Below are 15,153 nucleotides of genomic sequence, written 5' to 3'. Positions count from 1 at the left end.
CTGCGCGGCCTGCCCGGTCTGCGCGGCCTGCCCGGTCGGCGCGGGGGCGGCCGAGCCGCCGACGGCATGGCCGAACGCCGCCCCGATGCCGTTCATCGCGGCGGTGAGTTCGCTGGGCACGATCCACAACTTGTTCGCACTGCCCTCCGCGAGCTTGGGGAGGGTCAGAAGGTACTGATAGGCCAGGAGCTTCGGATCCGGGTCACCGTCGTGGATCGCCCTGAATACCGTGGTGATGGCCTCCGCCTCACCCTGGGCGCGCAGAACGGCTGCCTTCGCGTCACCCTCCGCCGACAGGATGGCTGCCTGCCGAGCTCCCTCGGCCGTCAGAATCGCCGACTGCTTCGTGCCCTCGGCGGTCAGGATGACCGCGCGGCGGTCACGCTCGGCGCGCATCTGCTTCTCCATCGAATCCTGGATGGACAGGGGCGGGTCGATCGCCTTCAGCTCCACCCGTCCGACTCGGATACCCCACTTGCCGGTCGCCTCGTCCAGCACGATCCGCAGCTGCCCGTTGATATTGTCGCGGCTGGTCAGCGCCTCTTCAAGGTTGAGGCCACCGACCACATTGCGCAGGGTCGTCGTCGTGAGCTGCTCGACCGCGCCCAGGTAATTCGCGATTTCGTAGGTGGCGGCACGTGCATCCGTGACCTGAAAATAGACCACGGTGTCAATGGACACCACGAGATTGTCCTCCGTGATCACCGGCTGCGGGGGGAAGGAAACGACCTGTTCGCGCATGTCCAGCAAGGGTCGCACCCGGTCGATGAAGGGAACCAGGATGTTCAGGCCCGGCTCGAGCGTCTTGTGATACTTGCCCAGACGCTCGACGACGCCGGCGTTGGCCTGCGGGATGATCTTGATGGCCCGGACCAGAACGACGACGACGAACACCCCGAGTAGCAAGAGGAGGGCGGCAATGAAGATTTGCCCAATGAATTCACCGGTGGAGAGCACTATGTGATGTTCCTTTCCGAGGGTAGAACGACGGCGGTGGAGCCTTCGATCGCGGTCACGCGAACAATCTCACCGGGTTCGGCGGATTGCGTGTCGGTGTCGGTGTCGGGGGAGAGGCGGGCTGTCCAGGTTTCGCCGTTGGCCAGTTTGACCATTCCACCAGAGGGGCGAACGGTGGACAGTACTTGTGCGGTCATGCCGAGCAGTGCGGCGACATTGCTCGGTGTGTGATCGGCACCCTTCCTCATCAGCCGCAGGAGAACCGGGCGTATGAGCAGGATGAGAAGCACGGATACCACGGCGGCCGTGACGATCTGGAGCCACCACACGGCTCCCAGCAGGTTCGCCCCCAGGCCGGCCAGGCTGCCGACAGCAATCATCAGAAAGGTGAACTCGAGAGACAGCAGCTCGATGATCACACAGACGAGGATGAAGACGAGCCACACGATCCACAAATAGTCGGTCAGGTCAGCCATCAATTTTGTAGCCTCTCACGTGACGTTTCCCTGTCGAAGCTATCACCTGCTCGTTGGCCGGAGTCGAGACTGGCCGAGGCTGAGCCCCGCCGCTCATGTTGGTAGGGTTGGGCGTTGTGACTACTGCACCCAAAAATCCCCTCGACGCCGGCTCTCTCACCGGCAAACGCGCCCTGGTCACGGGGTCGTCCCGTGGTGTCGGAGCGGCCACCGTCGGCCTCCTCGCCGAGGCGGGCGCCAGCGTCGCGATCAACTTCCGCAACAAGGAGGCACGGGCGATCAAGGTCGCCGATGCGATCCGCGCCGCAGGTGGCACGGCAATCACGGTCGGCGCAGATCTGACGGATGCTGCATCCGTCGAGTCCATGTTCGAAACCATCCGCGCGGAGTTCGGCGGCCTCGACATCCTCGTCATGAACGCCTCCGGTGGCATGGAAAGCGGCATGGCCGAGGATTACGCCATGCAGCTGAACCGGGACGCCCAGGTCAACCTGCTGCACGCGGCACGGCCCTTGCTGGCTCCGGGTGCCCGCGTGGTGTTCGTCACCAGCCACCAGGCCCACTTCGTCGAGACCACGACCACCATGGCCGAATACGAGCCGGTCGCCCGGAGCAAGCGCGCCGGCGAGGACGCACTGCGCGCCCTCATCCCCGAGTTCGCCGAGGCCGGCATCGGTTTCGTCGTTGTCTCCGGCGACATCATCGAGGGCACGGTCACCGCCGTCCTGCTCGAGCGAGCCAGCCCGGGCACCATGACCGCGCGTAAGGATGCCGCCGGCCGGCTGTACAACGTCAGCGAATTCGGCGCCGAGGTTGCGTTGGCGGCCGTCGAGGCCGTGCCGGAGAACAACACCAGGTACGTCGGGGACATCGCGGACTACGTCGGCGAAGCCGCCAGTCGAAACTGACGTCGCGGGCAGCACGTGCAGTGCGGCCTGGCGAATGCTGTGCGGCCGCTCCGTGCCGCTTCGCCGTATCGAGTGTCGCCGGCCGACCCCGGCCGAACGTGAAGGCCTGCGCCAGTTGGATGATCCCGGACAGAACGAGGAACACTCCACCGATCGTGGCCAGAATGGTGACCGACTCGACGGGGGAGAAGAGCACCACGACGCCGGCCACGACGGCGATGGCGCCGAAGACCGCACCGAACCACCTGCTGGAGTCCGGAGCCGTCTCGACCAATCCGGCCACACCTTCCACGATCCAGGAGATCCCGATAAGCATCCCGAGCACGGCCAGGGTGTCCAGAGGGTTTCTGATTGCCACGATACCGCCGACGATCAGCAGCACGCCGAGCAGGATGTTCACAACCCGGCTACCGCCGGACGCACCCTGTGTGAATAATCCTCGGCCTACGTGAACGATGCCGCTGATCAAGAAGTACAGGCCGCACAGGATCCCGAGGGAGGCGACGGTGGCGTCCGGCCAGGACAGGATCAGGATGCCGACGACCAGGGCCAGCAGGCCGGTGCCAGCGATGGCCAGGCGCACACCGGTGATTTCTGACGTGCTGAGCGGTCTCTAATCCAACGACAGATCGAAGGCCGTAACGGTAGTGGGCATTTCAGCTGCCTCTTGGATTCTGGGAACGTGCCGTGTCGCACAAAGTAGTCGAGTCCGGCCAACACGTCCAGACCTCTCTACTGGTTGACCGATAATGCACATTATGTCAGCACAGACGACGCTTTCGCCTGACCACGAGAGGCATAGGATCACTTCCGAAACGTCCCGCATCGTGCCCGAGTGTGTCCAGCGGTGGATTAGGACCCTTGTGCAGACATTCGGCGACAGTCAGCCGAACCGCCGCCGCCGGACTCATTCTGGGCGGTCGATTTCCTTGTCGGTGTTCTCCGGTTCGTGCGGGCGCTGGACCATCCCGAATTCGTTCACGGGCAGGAACGCGTCCCGGTCCCACGCGCCCGGATGCGGCACGGGGCACGTAAGGATAGTGTCATGGGCGCCGCGCTCGATCAAATGTGCACGCATGGTCTGCCCACAGACCGGGCATTCCTTTAGATCGGTCGGCACGTCCGTATCCGCGAATCGCGGGTCCACTCGGTCGGAGTGACGAGTAGGACTGCTCACCGGCGGTTTCCTGTCTTTGACCATGCGCTCAGACTACGCCGAGTTGCAAAATCGACCAGGTGTGTGTGCTTTGCGTCTATTCTTCTCCGAAACCCGATTCCAGAAGGTCTCCCAGAGCGGCTACGGCTGCCGCTCCGGCCTCATCCGAGGAGGAGATCTTCGCGGTCATGCCGCGGATGAGTCCGAGTGACATCACGGCGAGCAGACTGGATGCATCCCTGCCGTTCACGGTGACTCGTGCCTCGAACGTACTGGCGAGCTTCACGAAGTCAGCAGCCGGTCGGGCATGCAGACCATCCTTGTTCACCAGGGTAACGGTTCGAGTGACCACCGGCGGCAGCGCTGGTTCCGCCCCAGGTGCGGAGACGGCCCCGGCTGCGGATTGCGCGGCCCGCACGACAGACTCGATGTCTCCCCCAATCTCAGCGGCGACGGCCGCAGCCACACCACCCTCGACCAGAGGCGCATCCACGATTCGTACTCGGGCACGCGCCGCGTCTCCGAGGAAATCCAACGCGGTTTCGGCCGTCAGGATCGCGGAGCCCAGGTCGCAGAGGAGCACGACGCCGGCGCCGGCGTCAGCCTGTGCAATGCCGCTGACCACCTTCGTGAAGCTCGTGCCGATACCCCCGTCGTCTGTCCCACCGGCCGGGACCATCCTCGTTTGGGGTGCCATCTGGGTTGCCAGATCGAGGAGACCGTCGGCGATCTTCGAGCTGTGGGAGATGAAAACGAGGCCGACAAGCCCCTCTGTGGCGGTCATTTCAAGCGGTCGCTGCGGTGTCGGCAGCTGCTCGCAACAGCAGGGCCGAAGACTGCGCTCCCGGGTCGCGGTGACCGATGGCCCGTTCGCCGAGGTAGCTAGCCCGTCCCTTGCGCGCAACCCAGGGTTCCGTCGCCTCTGCCCCTGCCTCGGCAGCAGCTGCCGCCGCCATCAAAATCGCCAGGTCGTTCGCACCGTCGGCACGGGCTGCTTCGGCGGCGTCGACCGCCGGAGTCCAGGCATCGACCATGGTCTTGTCTCCGGACTCCGCCTTGCCGCGCAGGACGATGCCGTCTCGCGCGGCCGCCAGGAGTGCGACTAGAGCGGCCCCGTCAAGGTCAGCCGAGCCGGAGATGGCCACGGCCGCCTTGAGGAACGCTGTTCCGTACAGTGGACCCGCCGCACCGCCCACGGTTGAGATCAACGTGGTTGCGACGAGTTTGAAGACGTCCCCGGGGTTCGCCTCGGACGCAAGGTCATCGAGTTTCAACAGCACCGCCTGGAAACCGCGGTCCATGTTTTCGCCATGATCACCATCGCCGATTTCACGGTCCAGATCAATCAATTCCACACGGTGCTCATTCATTACCGCCGCACTGGTCCTGATCCAGGCTTTCGCCCACGTGCCGTCTAAATTCATTGGATCTCCTTCTACCGGCCTATCGTCCCCACCGTAGCGCTGCCGTCTGGACCGGCGCATCCCACAGGGCAGTCAATTCGGCATCGAGTTTCAGCACGGTGATGGATGTTCCCTGCATCTCGAGAGACGTCGTATAGTTCCCGACGAGTGTCCTGGATACTTCGATCTCCTGTTCGGCCAACACCTCGGCGGCCCGTCGAAACACGATGTACAGCTCGATTTGCGGTGTGCCGCCCATTCCGTTGACGAAGAGAAGCACCTTGTCCCCGGCTACGAACGGGATGTCCTCAAGGATAGGGCCGAGGAGCCGGTCGACGATGGCGTCGGCCGGCTCCAGCTTGATGCGCGCGCGCCCCGGCTCGCCGTGGATGCCGATCCCGATCTCGATCTCATCGTCGGCGAGCGTGAAGCTGCCTTCCCCGGCGTGGGGAACAACGCACGGCGTCAGCGCCACACCCATCGAACGCACACCGGAGATGACCCTCTCTGCGATCGCGGCGACGGTCTCCAGGGCGTCTCCGCGCTCAGCCGACGCTCCAGCGATCTTCTCGACCAGGACCGTTCCGGCCACACCACGTCGCCCGGCCGTGTACAGCGAGTCCTTCACGGCGACGTCGTCGTTGACGATCACCGAGCGGACCTCGATTCCGTCCGCGGCGGCGAGGTCGGCGGCGGTCTCGAAATTCAAGACGTCCCCGGTGTAGTTCTTGACGATGTGGAGCACCCCCGCTCCCCCATCGACCGCCTTCGTCGCGGCGAGGATCGGGTCGGGTGTCGGTGAGGTGAAAACGGCCCCTGGTACGGCTGCGTCCAGCATCCCGAACCCGACGAACCCACCGTGAAGTGGCTCGTGTCCGCTTCCTCCTCCGCTGACCAGACCCACTTTCCCGGCAACGGGAGCTTCCGTGCGCACGATGTAGATCGGTTCCGTCGAAATCCGGACGATATCGGCGTGGGCCGCGCCGAACCCAGCCACGGCCTCAGCGACGACGTTCTTGGGATTATTGACGAGTTTCTTCATGTCTCTTCCTTCGATCGAGGTGGTTGGACGGCCCGTCGACGGGCTGTTGTGGAGCGCTGTGCACTCCAGGCTCAACCTACGCGCTGCCCTCGCTGCCGGTAAGGGGCGGTGAATTACGCGTCCACCGGCCCATTCCGCTGCGTTAATCGCCGCGCTATGGTAACGCCGATCGCTCACCGCTCAGGGTTGCTCCGGCATCTCCAGCCTCACCAAGAAAGGTCAACGTGGACAATATTGGAGTCGTATTCTTATCGGAAGTGCTGGGCACGGGGATACTCGTCCTCCTCGGAACCGGTGTGGTCGCCAACGTCGCGCTGGCCAAGAACAAGGGCCTTGGCGGCGGATTCCTCATGGTCACCATCGGGTGGGGTTTCGCGGTCTTCGCCGGCGTCATCGTCGCCTACAATTCTGGCGCACACCTCAACCCGGCAGTCACCCTCGGCCTGGTGACATCGGGTGCAACGGAGTTCGGTTCGGGCGTTCCCGTGAACTTCCTGTCTGTCCTCACCTACATCGCGGGTCAGTTCCTCGGCGCCTTCGTCGGAGCCGTCTTTTGCTGGCTGGCCTACAAACAGCACTTCGACGCTGAGCCCAACTCCGCCAACAAACTCGGCGTCTTCTCGACCGGTCCGGCCATCCGCTCCTACGGCTGGAACCTGACAACCGAGATCATCGGCACATTCGTGCTTGTCTTCGTCGTTCTGGCTTTCGGTGGCGGGCGCCAGGGCGAGAGTGGCGGACTGGCCGCGCTCGGCGCACTGCCCGTCGCGCTGCTTGTTATCGTCATCGGCACCTCGCTCGGTGGGCCGACCGGATACGCCATCAACCCGGCTCGTGACCTGGGGCCCCGCATCGCGCACTTCGTCCTGCCGATCAAGGGCAAGGGAACGTCTGATTGGGCATATTCCTGGGTTCCTGTCGTGGGTCCGGTCATTGGCGGCATGCTCGCCGGATGGGCTTCCCTGTTCCTATTGCCCGTCCTCACGTAATCCTTCCCGCGGGCTGGTTCAGTCATTGAATCGGCCCGCACTGTGTGGCTTCACGCAGCGGCGTGCGCCGCGTCAAGCACCGATTCTCGCAATCCAAGGAGGTATTTCAAGGCCGAGTACGTCATCGCAATCAACCAGGGAACCACGAGTTCCCGAGCGATCATCTTCGACAAAGCAGGCTCGGTGATCGCGATCGGTCAGCTCGAGCACGAGCACGAGCAGATCTTCCCCCGGGCCGGCTGGGTCGAGCACGACCCGATGGAAATTTGGGACAACACCCGTGAAGTGATCGGCCAGGCTTTGTCCAAGTTGAACCTGACTCGGTATGACATCGAGGCCGTGGGAATCACCAACCAGCATGAGACCGCAGTGGTCTCGGACCGCCGCACCGAGCTGCCCGTCCACAACGCGATTGTCTGGTGAGATACCCGCACCCAGCCCATCGTGGACCGTCTCGCCACCGACGGCGGAGTCGAACGGTTCAAGGCCCAGGTGGGGCTCCCCCCGGGCGACGTACTTCTCCGGAACGAAGATCGTCTGGATTCTCGAGAACGTGCACGACGCGCGCACAAGGCCGAAGCCGGCGATCTGATGTTCGGCACGACGGACTCCTGGGTGCTGTGGAACCTGACCGGCGGTCTCGAAGGCGCGTGCAGGCGACGGACGTGACCAACGCCAGCCGCACCATGTTCATGGATCTCGAGACTCTGCAATGGGACGACGACATCCTCGCCGCCTTCGGGGTACCCAAGTCGATGCTGCCCGAGATTCGTTCCTCGTCCGAGGTCTACGGCATCGCGAGCGGCCATTGCCGGCCTTCGACCAAGGTGTGGCGAAGAATACCAACGGCACCGGTAACTTCCTGATCTTCAACACGGGCACCGATATCATCCACTCCAAGAACGGTTTGCTCACCACGCTCGGCTACAAGCTCGGCGACGCCGAACCCCACTATGCGCTGGAGGGCTCCATCGCGGTCACCGGCTCCCTCGTGCAGAGGCTGCGAGACAATCTGGGAATGATCAGTACCCCCGAGGAAATCGAGACGCTTGCCAAAACGGTCGATGACAATGGCGGCGCCTACTTCGTGCCCGCCTTCTCCGGACTCTTCGCGCCGTACTGGCGCTCGGACGCCCGTGATGCCCTCGTCGGCCTGACCCGATTCGTGGACAAGGGCCACATCTCCCGCGCCGCCCTCGAGGCGACCGCGTTTCAGACCCGGAAGGTCCTGGACGCGGTCAACGCCGACTCGGGTGTTCCATTGACCGAGCTGAAGGTTGACGGGCGCATGATCGGCAACAACACGCTGATACAGTTCCAGGCCGACATCATCGGCGTGCTAGTGGTGCGACCGGTCGTGGCCGAAACCACGGCTCTCGGCGCCGCGTACGCCGCCGGACTGGCGGTCGGGTTCTGGGGTGACCTTGACGAACTGCGGGCCAACTGGCAGGAGGACAGCCGGTGGACCCCGCAAATGGGCGAAGAAGAGCCGAACCGACAGATGCGCAACTGGAAGAAGGCCGTTACCAAGACGTTCGGCTGGGTTGACGAAGACGTCGTCTAGCTCGTCTCGTTTTGTCTGGGCCAGCCGGGTCACACCCGACTGGCCGCGACCCACTCAGCGAGCTTGGCCGTGGCCGCACCGGAGTCGACTGCCTCCGCGGCCACAATCATTTTAGTGCGAAAGCGCTCGATAATATTGACTTGAGACTGCGCGGGATCGTTTGCAAGGTCAAACGCGACCAGGCCGGCGGCCGCGTTCAGCAGGACGATGTCACGCACCGCACCGACCTCACCGGCCAGCACTGAATGAACGACGGCCGCATTGTGCTCAGCGTCCCCGCCAACGAGCTCATTGATCGAGGCCCGTCGGATTCCCAGGTCACGCGGATCGATGTCGTGCTCCGTCACGAGGCCCCGCGACACCTCCCAGACATGGCTGTGGCCCGTCGTGGTCAGCTCATCGAGACCGTCGTCACCGCGGAAGACCAGGGCCGTCGCCCCGCGTGTCTGGAATACACCCACGATGAGCGGAACTCGGTCCAGGTTTGCGACTCCCACTGCTGACGCCTCGGGACGGGCCGGATTGCACAACGGGCCGAGGTAGTTGAACACTGTTGGGATGCCGAGCTCCTTGCGCGCAAGCGCTGCATGACGGAACCCCGGGTGAAAAGCGGCAGCGAAGGCGAAGGTGATCCCGGCCGTATCCAGAATGGCAGCAACCCTGTCGGCAGACAGCGTCAGGTCAATGCCGAGGGCAGCAAGCACGTCCGACGAACCGGATGCCGAGCTTGAGGCTCGATTCCCGTGTTTGATCACGGGAACGCCGACCCCGGCGCAGACGATGGAGGCCATCGTCGAGATGTTGACGGTGCCGAACCGATCCCCACCAGTGCCGACGATGTCCAGGGCCATCGGGTTCACCGCCAGCGGTACGGCATGGTCGAGGATCGCATCCCGAAACCCGACGATTTCGTCCACGGTTTCGCCCTTGGCGCGCAGAGCTACGAGGAAGCCGGCCAGCTGCGCCGGAGTTGCCTCCCCCAGCATGACCTGCTCCATGCTCCACGCGGCATCGGAGACGCTGAGGTCCTCCCCCGAAAGCAGAGCACTGAGGACGTTTGGCCAGGACTGAATTTCAAGCATGGATAGATTTTAGCGAGATCGACGATCTGTCCCGAATTCGCTTCCCGGGGCGCGTTTGTTCCAATCAGGTAGTCATTCCGGTAATTGAGCGACAGGTCCGCCCCGATGACAATAACCGATACGCAAATCGGCCATAATGGAAGAGTGACGAGTCCATCAATTACTTACACGGTCAATGCGCCCGTTGTTAACCGGCCCAACAGCGTGGCTGTTGGCACTATCGTCTGGTTGGGCAGCGAAGTCATGTTCTTCGCCGGGCTCTTCGCCATCTACTTCACGCTGCGGTCGACGTCGCCTGAATTGTGGTTATTCGAGACGGAGAAGCACGGCTTCGGATTCGCCCTTGTGAACACGCTGATCCTCGTGTCCTCTTCGGTGACCTGCCAGTTCGGAGTGTTTGCGGCAGAACGCCTGCAATCGCGTTCGACCGGATGGAAACCGAGCCAGTGGGGCATGGTCGAGTGGTTCTTCCTCACCTACGCCCTCGGGGCCATATTCGTGTCCGGTCAGGTCTTCGAGTACGCGACTCTCGTTTCCGAGGGCGTCTCGCTTACCAGCAACGCGTACGGATCCGCATTTTACCTCACCACCGGTTTCCACGGTATTCACGTGACTGCCGGCCTGATCGCGTTCCTGCTCGTCATCGGGCGCGCCTTCGCGGTCAAGAACTTCGGTCACAAGGAAGCAACGAGCGCCATCGTCGTGTCGTACTACTGGCACTTCGTCGACGTTGTCTGGATCGGGCTGTTCCTCGTCATTTACGTTCTTAAATAGAAAGTCGGAGTGGACACCACGTATGACCACGATTAGCACACCGAAGCAGTCCGACGGTCGCAAAGCGGGCCGTCGCAGCCCACTTGCCAGCGTCGCCCTCATCGCGATCGGACTCCTCTTCACCGGAGGCGCATACGCGGCTTTCAGCACGAGCAGTGCCAGTGCGGAGACGAACGCTGCGTCGCAGCAGACCGTCGGCGAAGGGCAGAAACTCTTCGCGGCCAACTGCGCCACCTGTCACGGATTGAAAGCAGCGGGCACCAATGCTGGCCCCAGCCTGATCGGCGTCGGCGCTGCATCGGTCGACTTCCAGGTGGGCACCGGACGCATGCCGATGCAGTTGAACGGACCGCAGGCTGAGAAGAAGGCCGTCCAGTTCACAGACGAGCAGATCGTATCCCTCGCCGCTTACGTGGCGTCCCTCGCGCCGGGTCCGGCACTTCCGGATCCGTCTCTCCTCGACGCCGACGGCGATGCCGCCAAGGGCGCCGAGTTGTTCCGCATCAACTGCGCGATGTGCCACAACGTCGCCGGCGCCGGTGGTGCCCTCACTCAGGGCAAGTATGCGCCTGCCCTGGCCGGGGTTACGGAGAAGCACATCTACGAGGCCATGGTCACCGGCCCGCAGAACATGCCCGTGTTCAACGACATGAACATTTCCCCGGAGAGCAAGCGGGACATCATCACGTACCTCAAGTATCTGGACAACAACCCGTCCCCCGGTGGATTCGCTCTGGGCGCCCTCGGACCGGTCTCGGAAGGTCTTTTCCTCTGGATCTTCGGTCTTGGGTCCATCGTTGCCCTGACGGTGTGGATCACCGCCAAGTCGAACTGATCACCGACCAGGTCTGACACAAACTGTTTTATGAGAATTCCGATGAAGGAGAACAATGGCCAAGGACGATAACAGCGGGAAGGACTTGACCGCTGCTGACTCGTCGAGCGTCGGGCATGAGGGGGCTCCCGCAGGCACCGCCGTCGTCGTACGGGATGCCGTGGCCAATCCGGGTCTCCCCCCGCACCGACTGCGCGTCACCGACCTCAACCCCAGCGCGGAGCGTCGCGCCGAGCGAACCGTCTACACGCTCTTCTACCTGTCGATCGTGGGCAGTGTGTTCGCAATCGTGGCGTATATGGTCTTCCCGATCATCCCTGAGGAACCGGATTCGGTTCGTCTGAACAATCTCTTCATTGGTCTCGGCCTCACTCTCGCCCTGCTGGCAATCGGCATCGGCGCCGTGCACTGGGGCAAGGCGCTCATGTTCGACCACGAAGGCGTCGACGAGCGCCACCCGGTGCGGGGGTCCGACGAGACCCGCGAACGCGCGGTCGAGATCTTTCACGAGGCCAATGTTGAATCGGGCATCGGTCGCCGTACGCTCATCCGAAACAGCCTCATCGGTGCCTTGATCGCCTTTCCGCTGCCGGCCGTCGTGTTATTCCGCGGCTTGGGCCCGCAGGACACCAATCCGGCTGCAGCTCTCGAACACACCATGTGGAAGAAGGGCACCAGGCTCGCGATCGACCCCACGGGCACACCGATCAAGGCCTCCGACGTCACCCTCGGCTCGGCCTTCCACGTGATTCCCGAAGGACTGCAGGACCTCGGCCACGGCAAACTCGAAGAGAAGGCCAAGGCCGCAGTTCTCCTGATGAGGCTGAAGCCGGAAGATATCAATGAGCCCGCCGACAAGAAGGACTGGTCGTACGACGGCATTGTTGCCTACTCAAAAATCTGCACGCACGTCGGATGCCCGGTCGCGCTTTATGAACAGCAGACCCACACGCTCCTGTGTCCCTGTCACCAGTCGCAGTTCGATGTGACGAACCAGTGCGAAGTCATCTTCGGACCGGCCAAGCGCCCGTTGCCGCAGCTGCCCATCACGGTAGACTCCGAGGGGTATCTCATTGCACAAAGTGATTTCACTGAACCCGTCGGACCGAGCTTCTGGGAGCGGAATTGAGCACTGCAACTACGACTACTGACCTGGTCGAAACAAAGAAGTCCGGTGGCCTCACCGGGGCCGCCGCGAACTACATCGACGAACGCACCAGCATTTCGACCGCGGTTAAGGAACTGGGTCGCAAGATCTTCCCCGACCACTGGTCTTTCCTGCTCGGTGAGGTTGCCCTCTACAGCTTCGTCATCATCCTGTTGTCCGGTTCGTTCCTCACGTTCTTCTTCAGCGCTTCGATGACGCCGGTGGAGTACGACGGTTCGTACATGCCACTCAAGGGTGTGGAGATGTCTGCCGCGATGGCATCCTCCCTGGACATCTCCTTTGATATTCGTGGCGGGCTCCTCATGCGCCAGGTCCACCACTGGGCAGCACTGCTCTTCGTGGCTGCAATCGGCTTGCACATGCTCCGCATCTACTTCACCGGTGCGTTCCGCAAGCCGCGCGAGCTCAACTGGGTCATCGGGTTCGTTCTGTTCATCCTGGCCATGGCCGAAGGATTCACCGGCTACTCCCTCCCCGACGACCTGCTCTCCGGAAACGGCTTGCGCATCATCGACGGAATGGTCAAGGGCATCCCGCTGGTCGGAACCTGGATTTCGTTCCTCCTCTTCGGCGGAGAGTTCCCGGGCGAGGCGATCGTCGGACGCCTGTACTCCCTCCACATTCTGCTGCTGCCGGCCATTATCGTGGCTTTGATCGCGATGCACCTGCTCTTCGTCGTCGTACACAAGCACACGCAGTACCCCGGTGCCGGACGCACCAACCAGAATGTAGTCGGCTACCCGGTTTTTCCCGTGTATGCGGCCAAGGCCGGTGGCTTCTTCTTCATCGTCTTCGGCATCGTGATGTTGATGGCGTCGCTGTTTACGATCAACCCCATCTGGAACTACGGTCCCTACGATCCCTCCCCCGTTTCGGCCGGAACACAGCCGGACTGGTACATCGGTTTCGCTGACGGCGCCCTGCGCCTGATCCCGCCGGGACTCGAGATGGTCTGGCTGGATCGCACCTGGTCCTTCAACATCCTGATCCCGTTGGTGTCGCTGGGCCTGTTCATCCTGGTCGTGCTTATCTACCCGTTCATCGAGGGGTGGGTCACCGGAGACAAGCGTGAGCACCACATCCTCGACCGTCCCCGGAACGCCCCGACACGCACCGCCATCGGTGCCGCCGGAGTCACGTTCTACGCGGCGCTGTGGGCCACGGCCTCCTCGGACATCATCGCAACGCACTTCAAGGTGACGATGGAAGGCGTGATCCACACCATGCAGTTCCTGGTGATTGTGGGGCCCTTCATCGCCTTCTTCGTGACGAAACGTATCTGCCTGGCTTTGCAGAAAAAGGACCGTGAGATCGTTCTGCACGGTTACGAGTCCGGGCGTATCGTGCGTCTACCCGGTGGCGAGTACATCGAGGTTCACCAGCCCGTTGATGAATACGAGCGCTGGAAGCTGGTCAGCTACAACGACTACAAGCCGCTCATGATCCGCCCGAACGCCAAGGGCAAAATCACGGTGGGCCAAAAGGCTCGTGCCGGACTGTCCCGCTGGTTCTTCGAGGACCGGATCGAACCGGTATCGACCACTGAACTCGAACGGGCGCACGACCACCACCACTAGGCTCCGGCCGCGAACACAGAACGGGCATCGATGTCCCTCCAGACCCTGTCGGAGTGGCTTCGGTGCCCAAACTGTCTTCTTCCGCTTTCCCCCGCCGGGCCGCTGACGCTGCGCTGCGGGGCCGGTCACTCCTTCGACGTGAACAAGCGCGGATACGTGTCACTGGCAGGCGGTGCGCGCCGGCTGATCGGCGACAGCGTCGCGATGGTAGACGCGAGAGCACTTTTCCTCGAGACCGGCTGGTACGAGCCGCTGCGCAGCCGCCTTGCTGAGCGGGTGGCGGCTGAGAACCCCTCCCGGGTCATGGACATCGGCTGTGGAACCGGATACTACTTGCAGGGGGTTTTCGCGCTCTGTCCAGATGCGCGCGCCCTGGGCATGGACCTTTCCCCCGTGGCGATCAGGCGCACAGTGAGCGGCCGAGACAACGTCGACGGGCTCGTGGCGGATGTCTGGTCCCCGCTGCCGGTGCGGGACGCGTCAGCAGATGTAATCCTGAACGTCTTCGCTCCCCGGAACCCGTCCGAGTTCCACCGGGTCCTGCGCGAAGACGGCCTGCTCGTCGTCGTCGTGCCGCAGGCGTCCCACCTGCAGGAGCTCTGGGCGTCCGGTCTGGCGTTGGACGTGCCCGCGAACAAAGGCGAGCACCTGTCCGAGGCGCTGTCCCCCGCCTTCGAACTGGAAACACGGAACGAGTTGTCGTATTCGCTGCGCCTCAACCTCGCCCAGGCATCCGCTCTAATCGGGATGGGTCCGTCCGCCCACCACACGGATGTCGACGCGCTGACGGACCATCTGAGTGGCGTGCAGACCGTCACGGCGTCCTTCGAGTTACTCGGCTACCGTCGCATCACGATCTGAAGCCCGGCAACCACGCGAAGCATCTTACGACCTGAACGAATTCGACGGAGACTCTGGCAGAATCGTACCCCGACGGGCCGGGAAGACGCGAATACCCGAGAATCCCGGCTCTCCTGTCGTAACNGGCTCTCCTGTCGTAACCGTGGGTTAATCCCGGCCGGGGAGTGCGGGTTTGTGGCCGCCGAGGCTGAGCATGGCGAGGGCGATGAGGGCGTCGGGTGATTTGAAGCCGAAGGCGATTCGGGTGAGTAGTCGGATCTTGGTATTGACGGATTCGATCCGGCCGTTGGAGAGGCCGTGCTCGATCGATGCAAGGATCGCGGCCCGGTGCTTGACGATGGAGCGTTGGAGTTTCACGAAG

Annotated in this window: 16 protein-coding genes and 1 pseudogene; 8 read left to right on the top strand and 9 right to left on the bottom strand. The window is 63.1% G+C overall.

The window, feature by feature from the left end; translation table 11 throughout:
* Together CXY81_RS00500 and CXY81_RS00495 are read right to left on the bottom strand one after the other, a co-directional pair.
* Positions 1-936 (bottom strand): SPFH domain-containing protein (locus tag CXY81_RS00500; protein ID WP_369828306.1); only part of this gene is annotated, 936 nt, incomplete at its 3' end.
* 20 nt (positions 937-956) lie between these two features.
* The gene (locus CXY81_RS00495; protein ID WP_174843659.1) at positions 957-1,433 is read right to left on the bottom strand and encodes an NfeD family protein; all 477 of its coding nucleotides are present in this window, start codon (positions 1,431-1,433) and stop codon (positions 957-959) included.
* A gap of 116 nt (positions 1,434-1,549) precedes the next feature.
* Between CXY81_RS00495 and CXY81_RS00490 the strand changes: the two genes are divergently transcribed.
* Positions 1,550-2,341 carry an SDR family oxidoreductase gene (locus CXY81_RS00490; RefSeq protein ID WP_233193898.1) on the top strand — a complete coding sequence of 264 codons (792 nt, stop codon included), beginning with the start codon at positions 1,550-1,552 and terminating at the stop codon, positions 2,339-2,341.
* Here the strand turns inward: CXY81_RS00490 and CXY81_RS00485 are convergent.
* The 5 genes from CXY81_RS00485 to dhaK all read right to left on the bottom strand — a co-directional run bounded on the left by CXY81_RS00485 (position 2,226) and on the right by dhaK (position 5,942).
* Positions 2,226-2,924 carry an HdeD family acid-resistance protein gene (locus CXY81_RS00485; protein ID WP_158251960.1) on the bottom strand — a complete coding sequence of 233 codons (699 nt, stop codon included), beginning with the start codon at positions 2,922-2,924 and terminating at the stop codon, positions 2,226-2,228. The genes CXY81_RS00490 and CXY81_RS00485 overlap by 116 nt on opposite strands.
* Positions 2,925-3,248: 324 nt before the next feature.
* Positions 3,249-3,542 (bottom strand): hypothetical protein, encoded by a 294-nt coding sequence (locus CXY81_RS15930; RefSeq protein ID WP_146067571.1) that lies wholly within the window; start codon positions 3,540-3,542, stop codon positions 3,249-3,251.
* 52 nt (positions 3,543-3,594) lie between these two features.
* Positions 3,595-4,281 (bottom strand): dihydroxyacetone kinase phosphoryl donor subunit DhaM, encoded by a 687-nt coding sequence (gene dhaM / locus CXY81_RS00480; RefSeq protein ID WP_104171135.1) that lies wholly within the window; start codon positions 4,279-4,281, stop codon positions 3,595-3,597.
* 1 nt (position 4,282) lies between these two features.
* A complete protein-coding gene (gene dhaL / locus CXY81_RS00475; RefSeq protein WP_104193640.1) occupies positions 4,283-4,921 on the bottom strand; it encodes a dihydroxyacetone kinase subunit DhaL in 639 nt (212 codons plus the stop codon).
* Between the two features lie 19 nt (positions 4,922-4,940).
* Entirely contained in the window at positions 4,941-5,942 is a 1,002-nt protein-coding gene (gene dhaK, locus CXY81_RS00470) for a dihydroxyacetone kinase subunit DhaK (RefSeq protein ID WP_104193639.1), read from the bottom strand.
* Positions 5,943-6,166: 224 nt separating this feature from the next.
* On the opposite strand from dhaK, the gene CXY81_RS00465 reads away from it, so the two are divergent.
* Both CXY81_RS00465 and CXY81_RS00460 read left to right on the top strand, forming a co-directional pair.
* On the top strand, positions 6,167-6,931 hold the full coding sequence (locus CXY81_RS00465; protein ID WP_104193638.1) for an MIP/aquaporin family protein: 765 nt from the start codon (positions 6,167-6,169) through the stop codon (positions 6,929-6,931).
* Positions 6,932-7,054: 123 nt separating this feature from the next.
* Positions 7,055-8,495, top strand: a pseudogene (locus tag CXY81_RS00460) (FGGY family carbohydrate kinase).
* Positions 8,496-8,524: 29 nt separating this feature from the next.
* Here the strand turns inward: CXY81_RS00460 and trpD are convergent.
* Positions 8,525-9,577 carry an anthranilate phosphoribosyltransferase gene (trpD, locus tag CXY81_RS00455; RefSeq protein ID WP_104193637.1) on the bottom strand — a complete coding sequence of 351 codons (1,053 nt, stop codon included), beginning with the start codon at positions 9,575-9,577 and terminating at the stop codon, positions 8,525-8,527.
* A 204-nt stretch (positions 9,578-9,781) separates the two neighbouring features.
* On the opposite strand from trpD, the gene CXY81_RS00450 reads away from it, so the two are divergent.
* From CXY81_RS00450 to CXY81_RS00430, 5 genes are read left to right on the top strand one after another with little or no spacing between them, the layout of a single operon-like run.
* Complete coding sequence (locus tag CXY81_RS00450) at positions 9,782-10,351, top strand: heme-copper oxidase subunit III (RefSeq protein ID WP_241977815.1); 570 nt, start codon at positions 9,782-9,784, stop codon at positions 10,349-10,351.
* 22 nt (positions 10,352-10,373) lie between these two features.
* On the top strand, positions 10,374-11,186 hold the full coding sequence (locus CXY81_RS00445; protein WP_104171129.1) for a c-type cytochrome: 813 nt from the start codon (positions 10,374-10,376) through the stop codon (positions 11,184-11,186).
* Between the two features lie 55 nt (positions 11,187-11,241).
* Complete coding sequence (locus CXY81_RS00440) at positions 11,242-12,315, top strand: ubiquinol-cytochrome c reductase iron-sulfur subunit (RefSeq protein WP_104193636.1); 1,074 nt, start codon at positions 11,242-11,244, stop codon at positions 12,313-12,315.
* Positions 12,312-13,931 (top strand): ubiquinol-cytochrome c reductase cytochrome b subunit, encoded by a 1,620-nt coding sequence (locus CXY81_RS00435; RefSeq protein WP_198411969.1) that lies wholly within the window; start codon positions 12,312-12,314, stop codon positions 13,929-13,931. Before CXY81_RS00440 ends, CXY81_RS00435 begins: the two co-directional genes overlap by 4 nt.
* A 30-nt stretch (positions 13,932-13,961) precedes the next feature.
* Entirely contained in the window at positions 13,962-14,792 is an 831-nt protein-coding gene (locus CXY81_RS00430; protein WP_104193635.1) for a methyltransferase domain-containing protein, read from the top strand.
* A 147-nt stretch (positions 14,793-14,939) separates the two neighbouring features.
* On the opposite strand, the gene CXY81_RS00425 is transcribed toward CXY81_RS00430, so the two are convergent.
* Positions 14,940-15,153, bottom strand: a 214-nt coding sequence (locus tag CXY81_RS00425; RefSeq protein ID WP_146067570.1) for a transposase, incomplete at its 5' end; no start/stop codon positions are given.

Source organism: Cryobacterium sp. M25 (assembly GCF_002929635.1).
Classification (GTDB): domain Bacteria; phylum Actinomycetota; class Actinomycetes; order Actinomycetales; family Microbacteriaceae; genus Cryobacterium; species Cryobacterium sandaracinum.
Note: the sequence above shows the minus strand (reverse complement) of the source record. Positions and strands in the feature narration are given on the sequence as shown.

What these genes read in the sequence shown, in the direction of transcription:
- dhaK (WP_104193639.1), bottom strand. Translation starts at nt 5,942, where the DNA reads ATGAAGAAACTCGTCAATAATCCCAAGAACGTCGTCGCTGAGGCCGTG.
- CXY81_RS00495 (WP_174843659.1), bottom strand. Translation starts at nt 1,433, where the DNA reads ATGGCTGACCTGACCGACTATTTGTGGATCGTGTGGCTCGTCTTCATC.
- dhaM (WP_104171135.1), bottom strand. Translation starts at nt 4,281, where the DNA reads ATGACCGCCACAGAGGGGCTTGTCGGCCTCGTTTTCATCTCCCACAGC.
- CXY81_RS00430 (WP_104193635.1), top strand. Translation starts at nt 13,962, where the DNA reads ATGTCCCTCCAGACCCTGTCGGAGTGGCTTCGGTGCCCAAACTGTCTT.
- trpD (WP_104193637.1), bottom strand. Translation starts at nt 9,577, where the DNA reads ATGCTTGAAATTCAGTCCTGGCCAAACGTCCTCAGTGCTCTGCTTTCG.
- CXY81_RS15930 (WP_146067571.1), bottom strand. Translation starts at nt 3,542, where the DNA reads ATGGTCAAAGACAGGAAACCGCCGGTGAGCAGTCCTACTCGTCACTCC.
- CXY81_RS00445 (WP_104171129.1), top strand. Translation starts at nt 10,374, where the DNA reads ATGACCACGATTAGCACACCGAAGCAGTCCGACGGTCGCAAAGCGGGC.
- CXY81_RS00440 (WP_104193636.1), top strand. Translation starts at nt 11,242, where the DNA reads ATGGCCAAGGACGATAACAGCGGGAAGGACTTGACCGCTGCTGACTCG.
- dhaL (WP_104193640.1), bottom strand. Translation starts at nt 4,921, where the DNA reads ATGAATTTAGACGGCACGTGGGCGAAAGCCTGGATCAGGACCAGTGCG.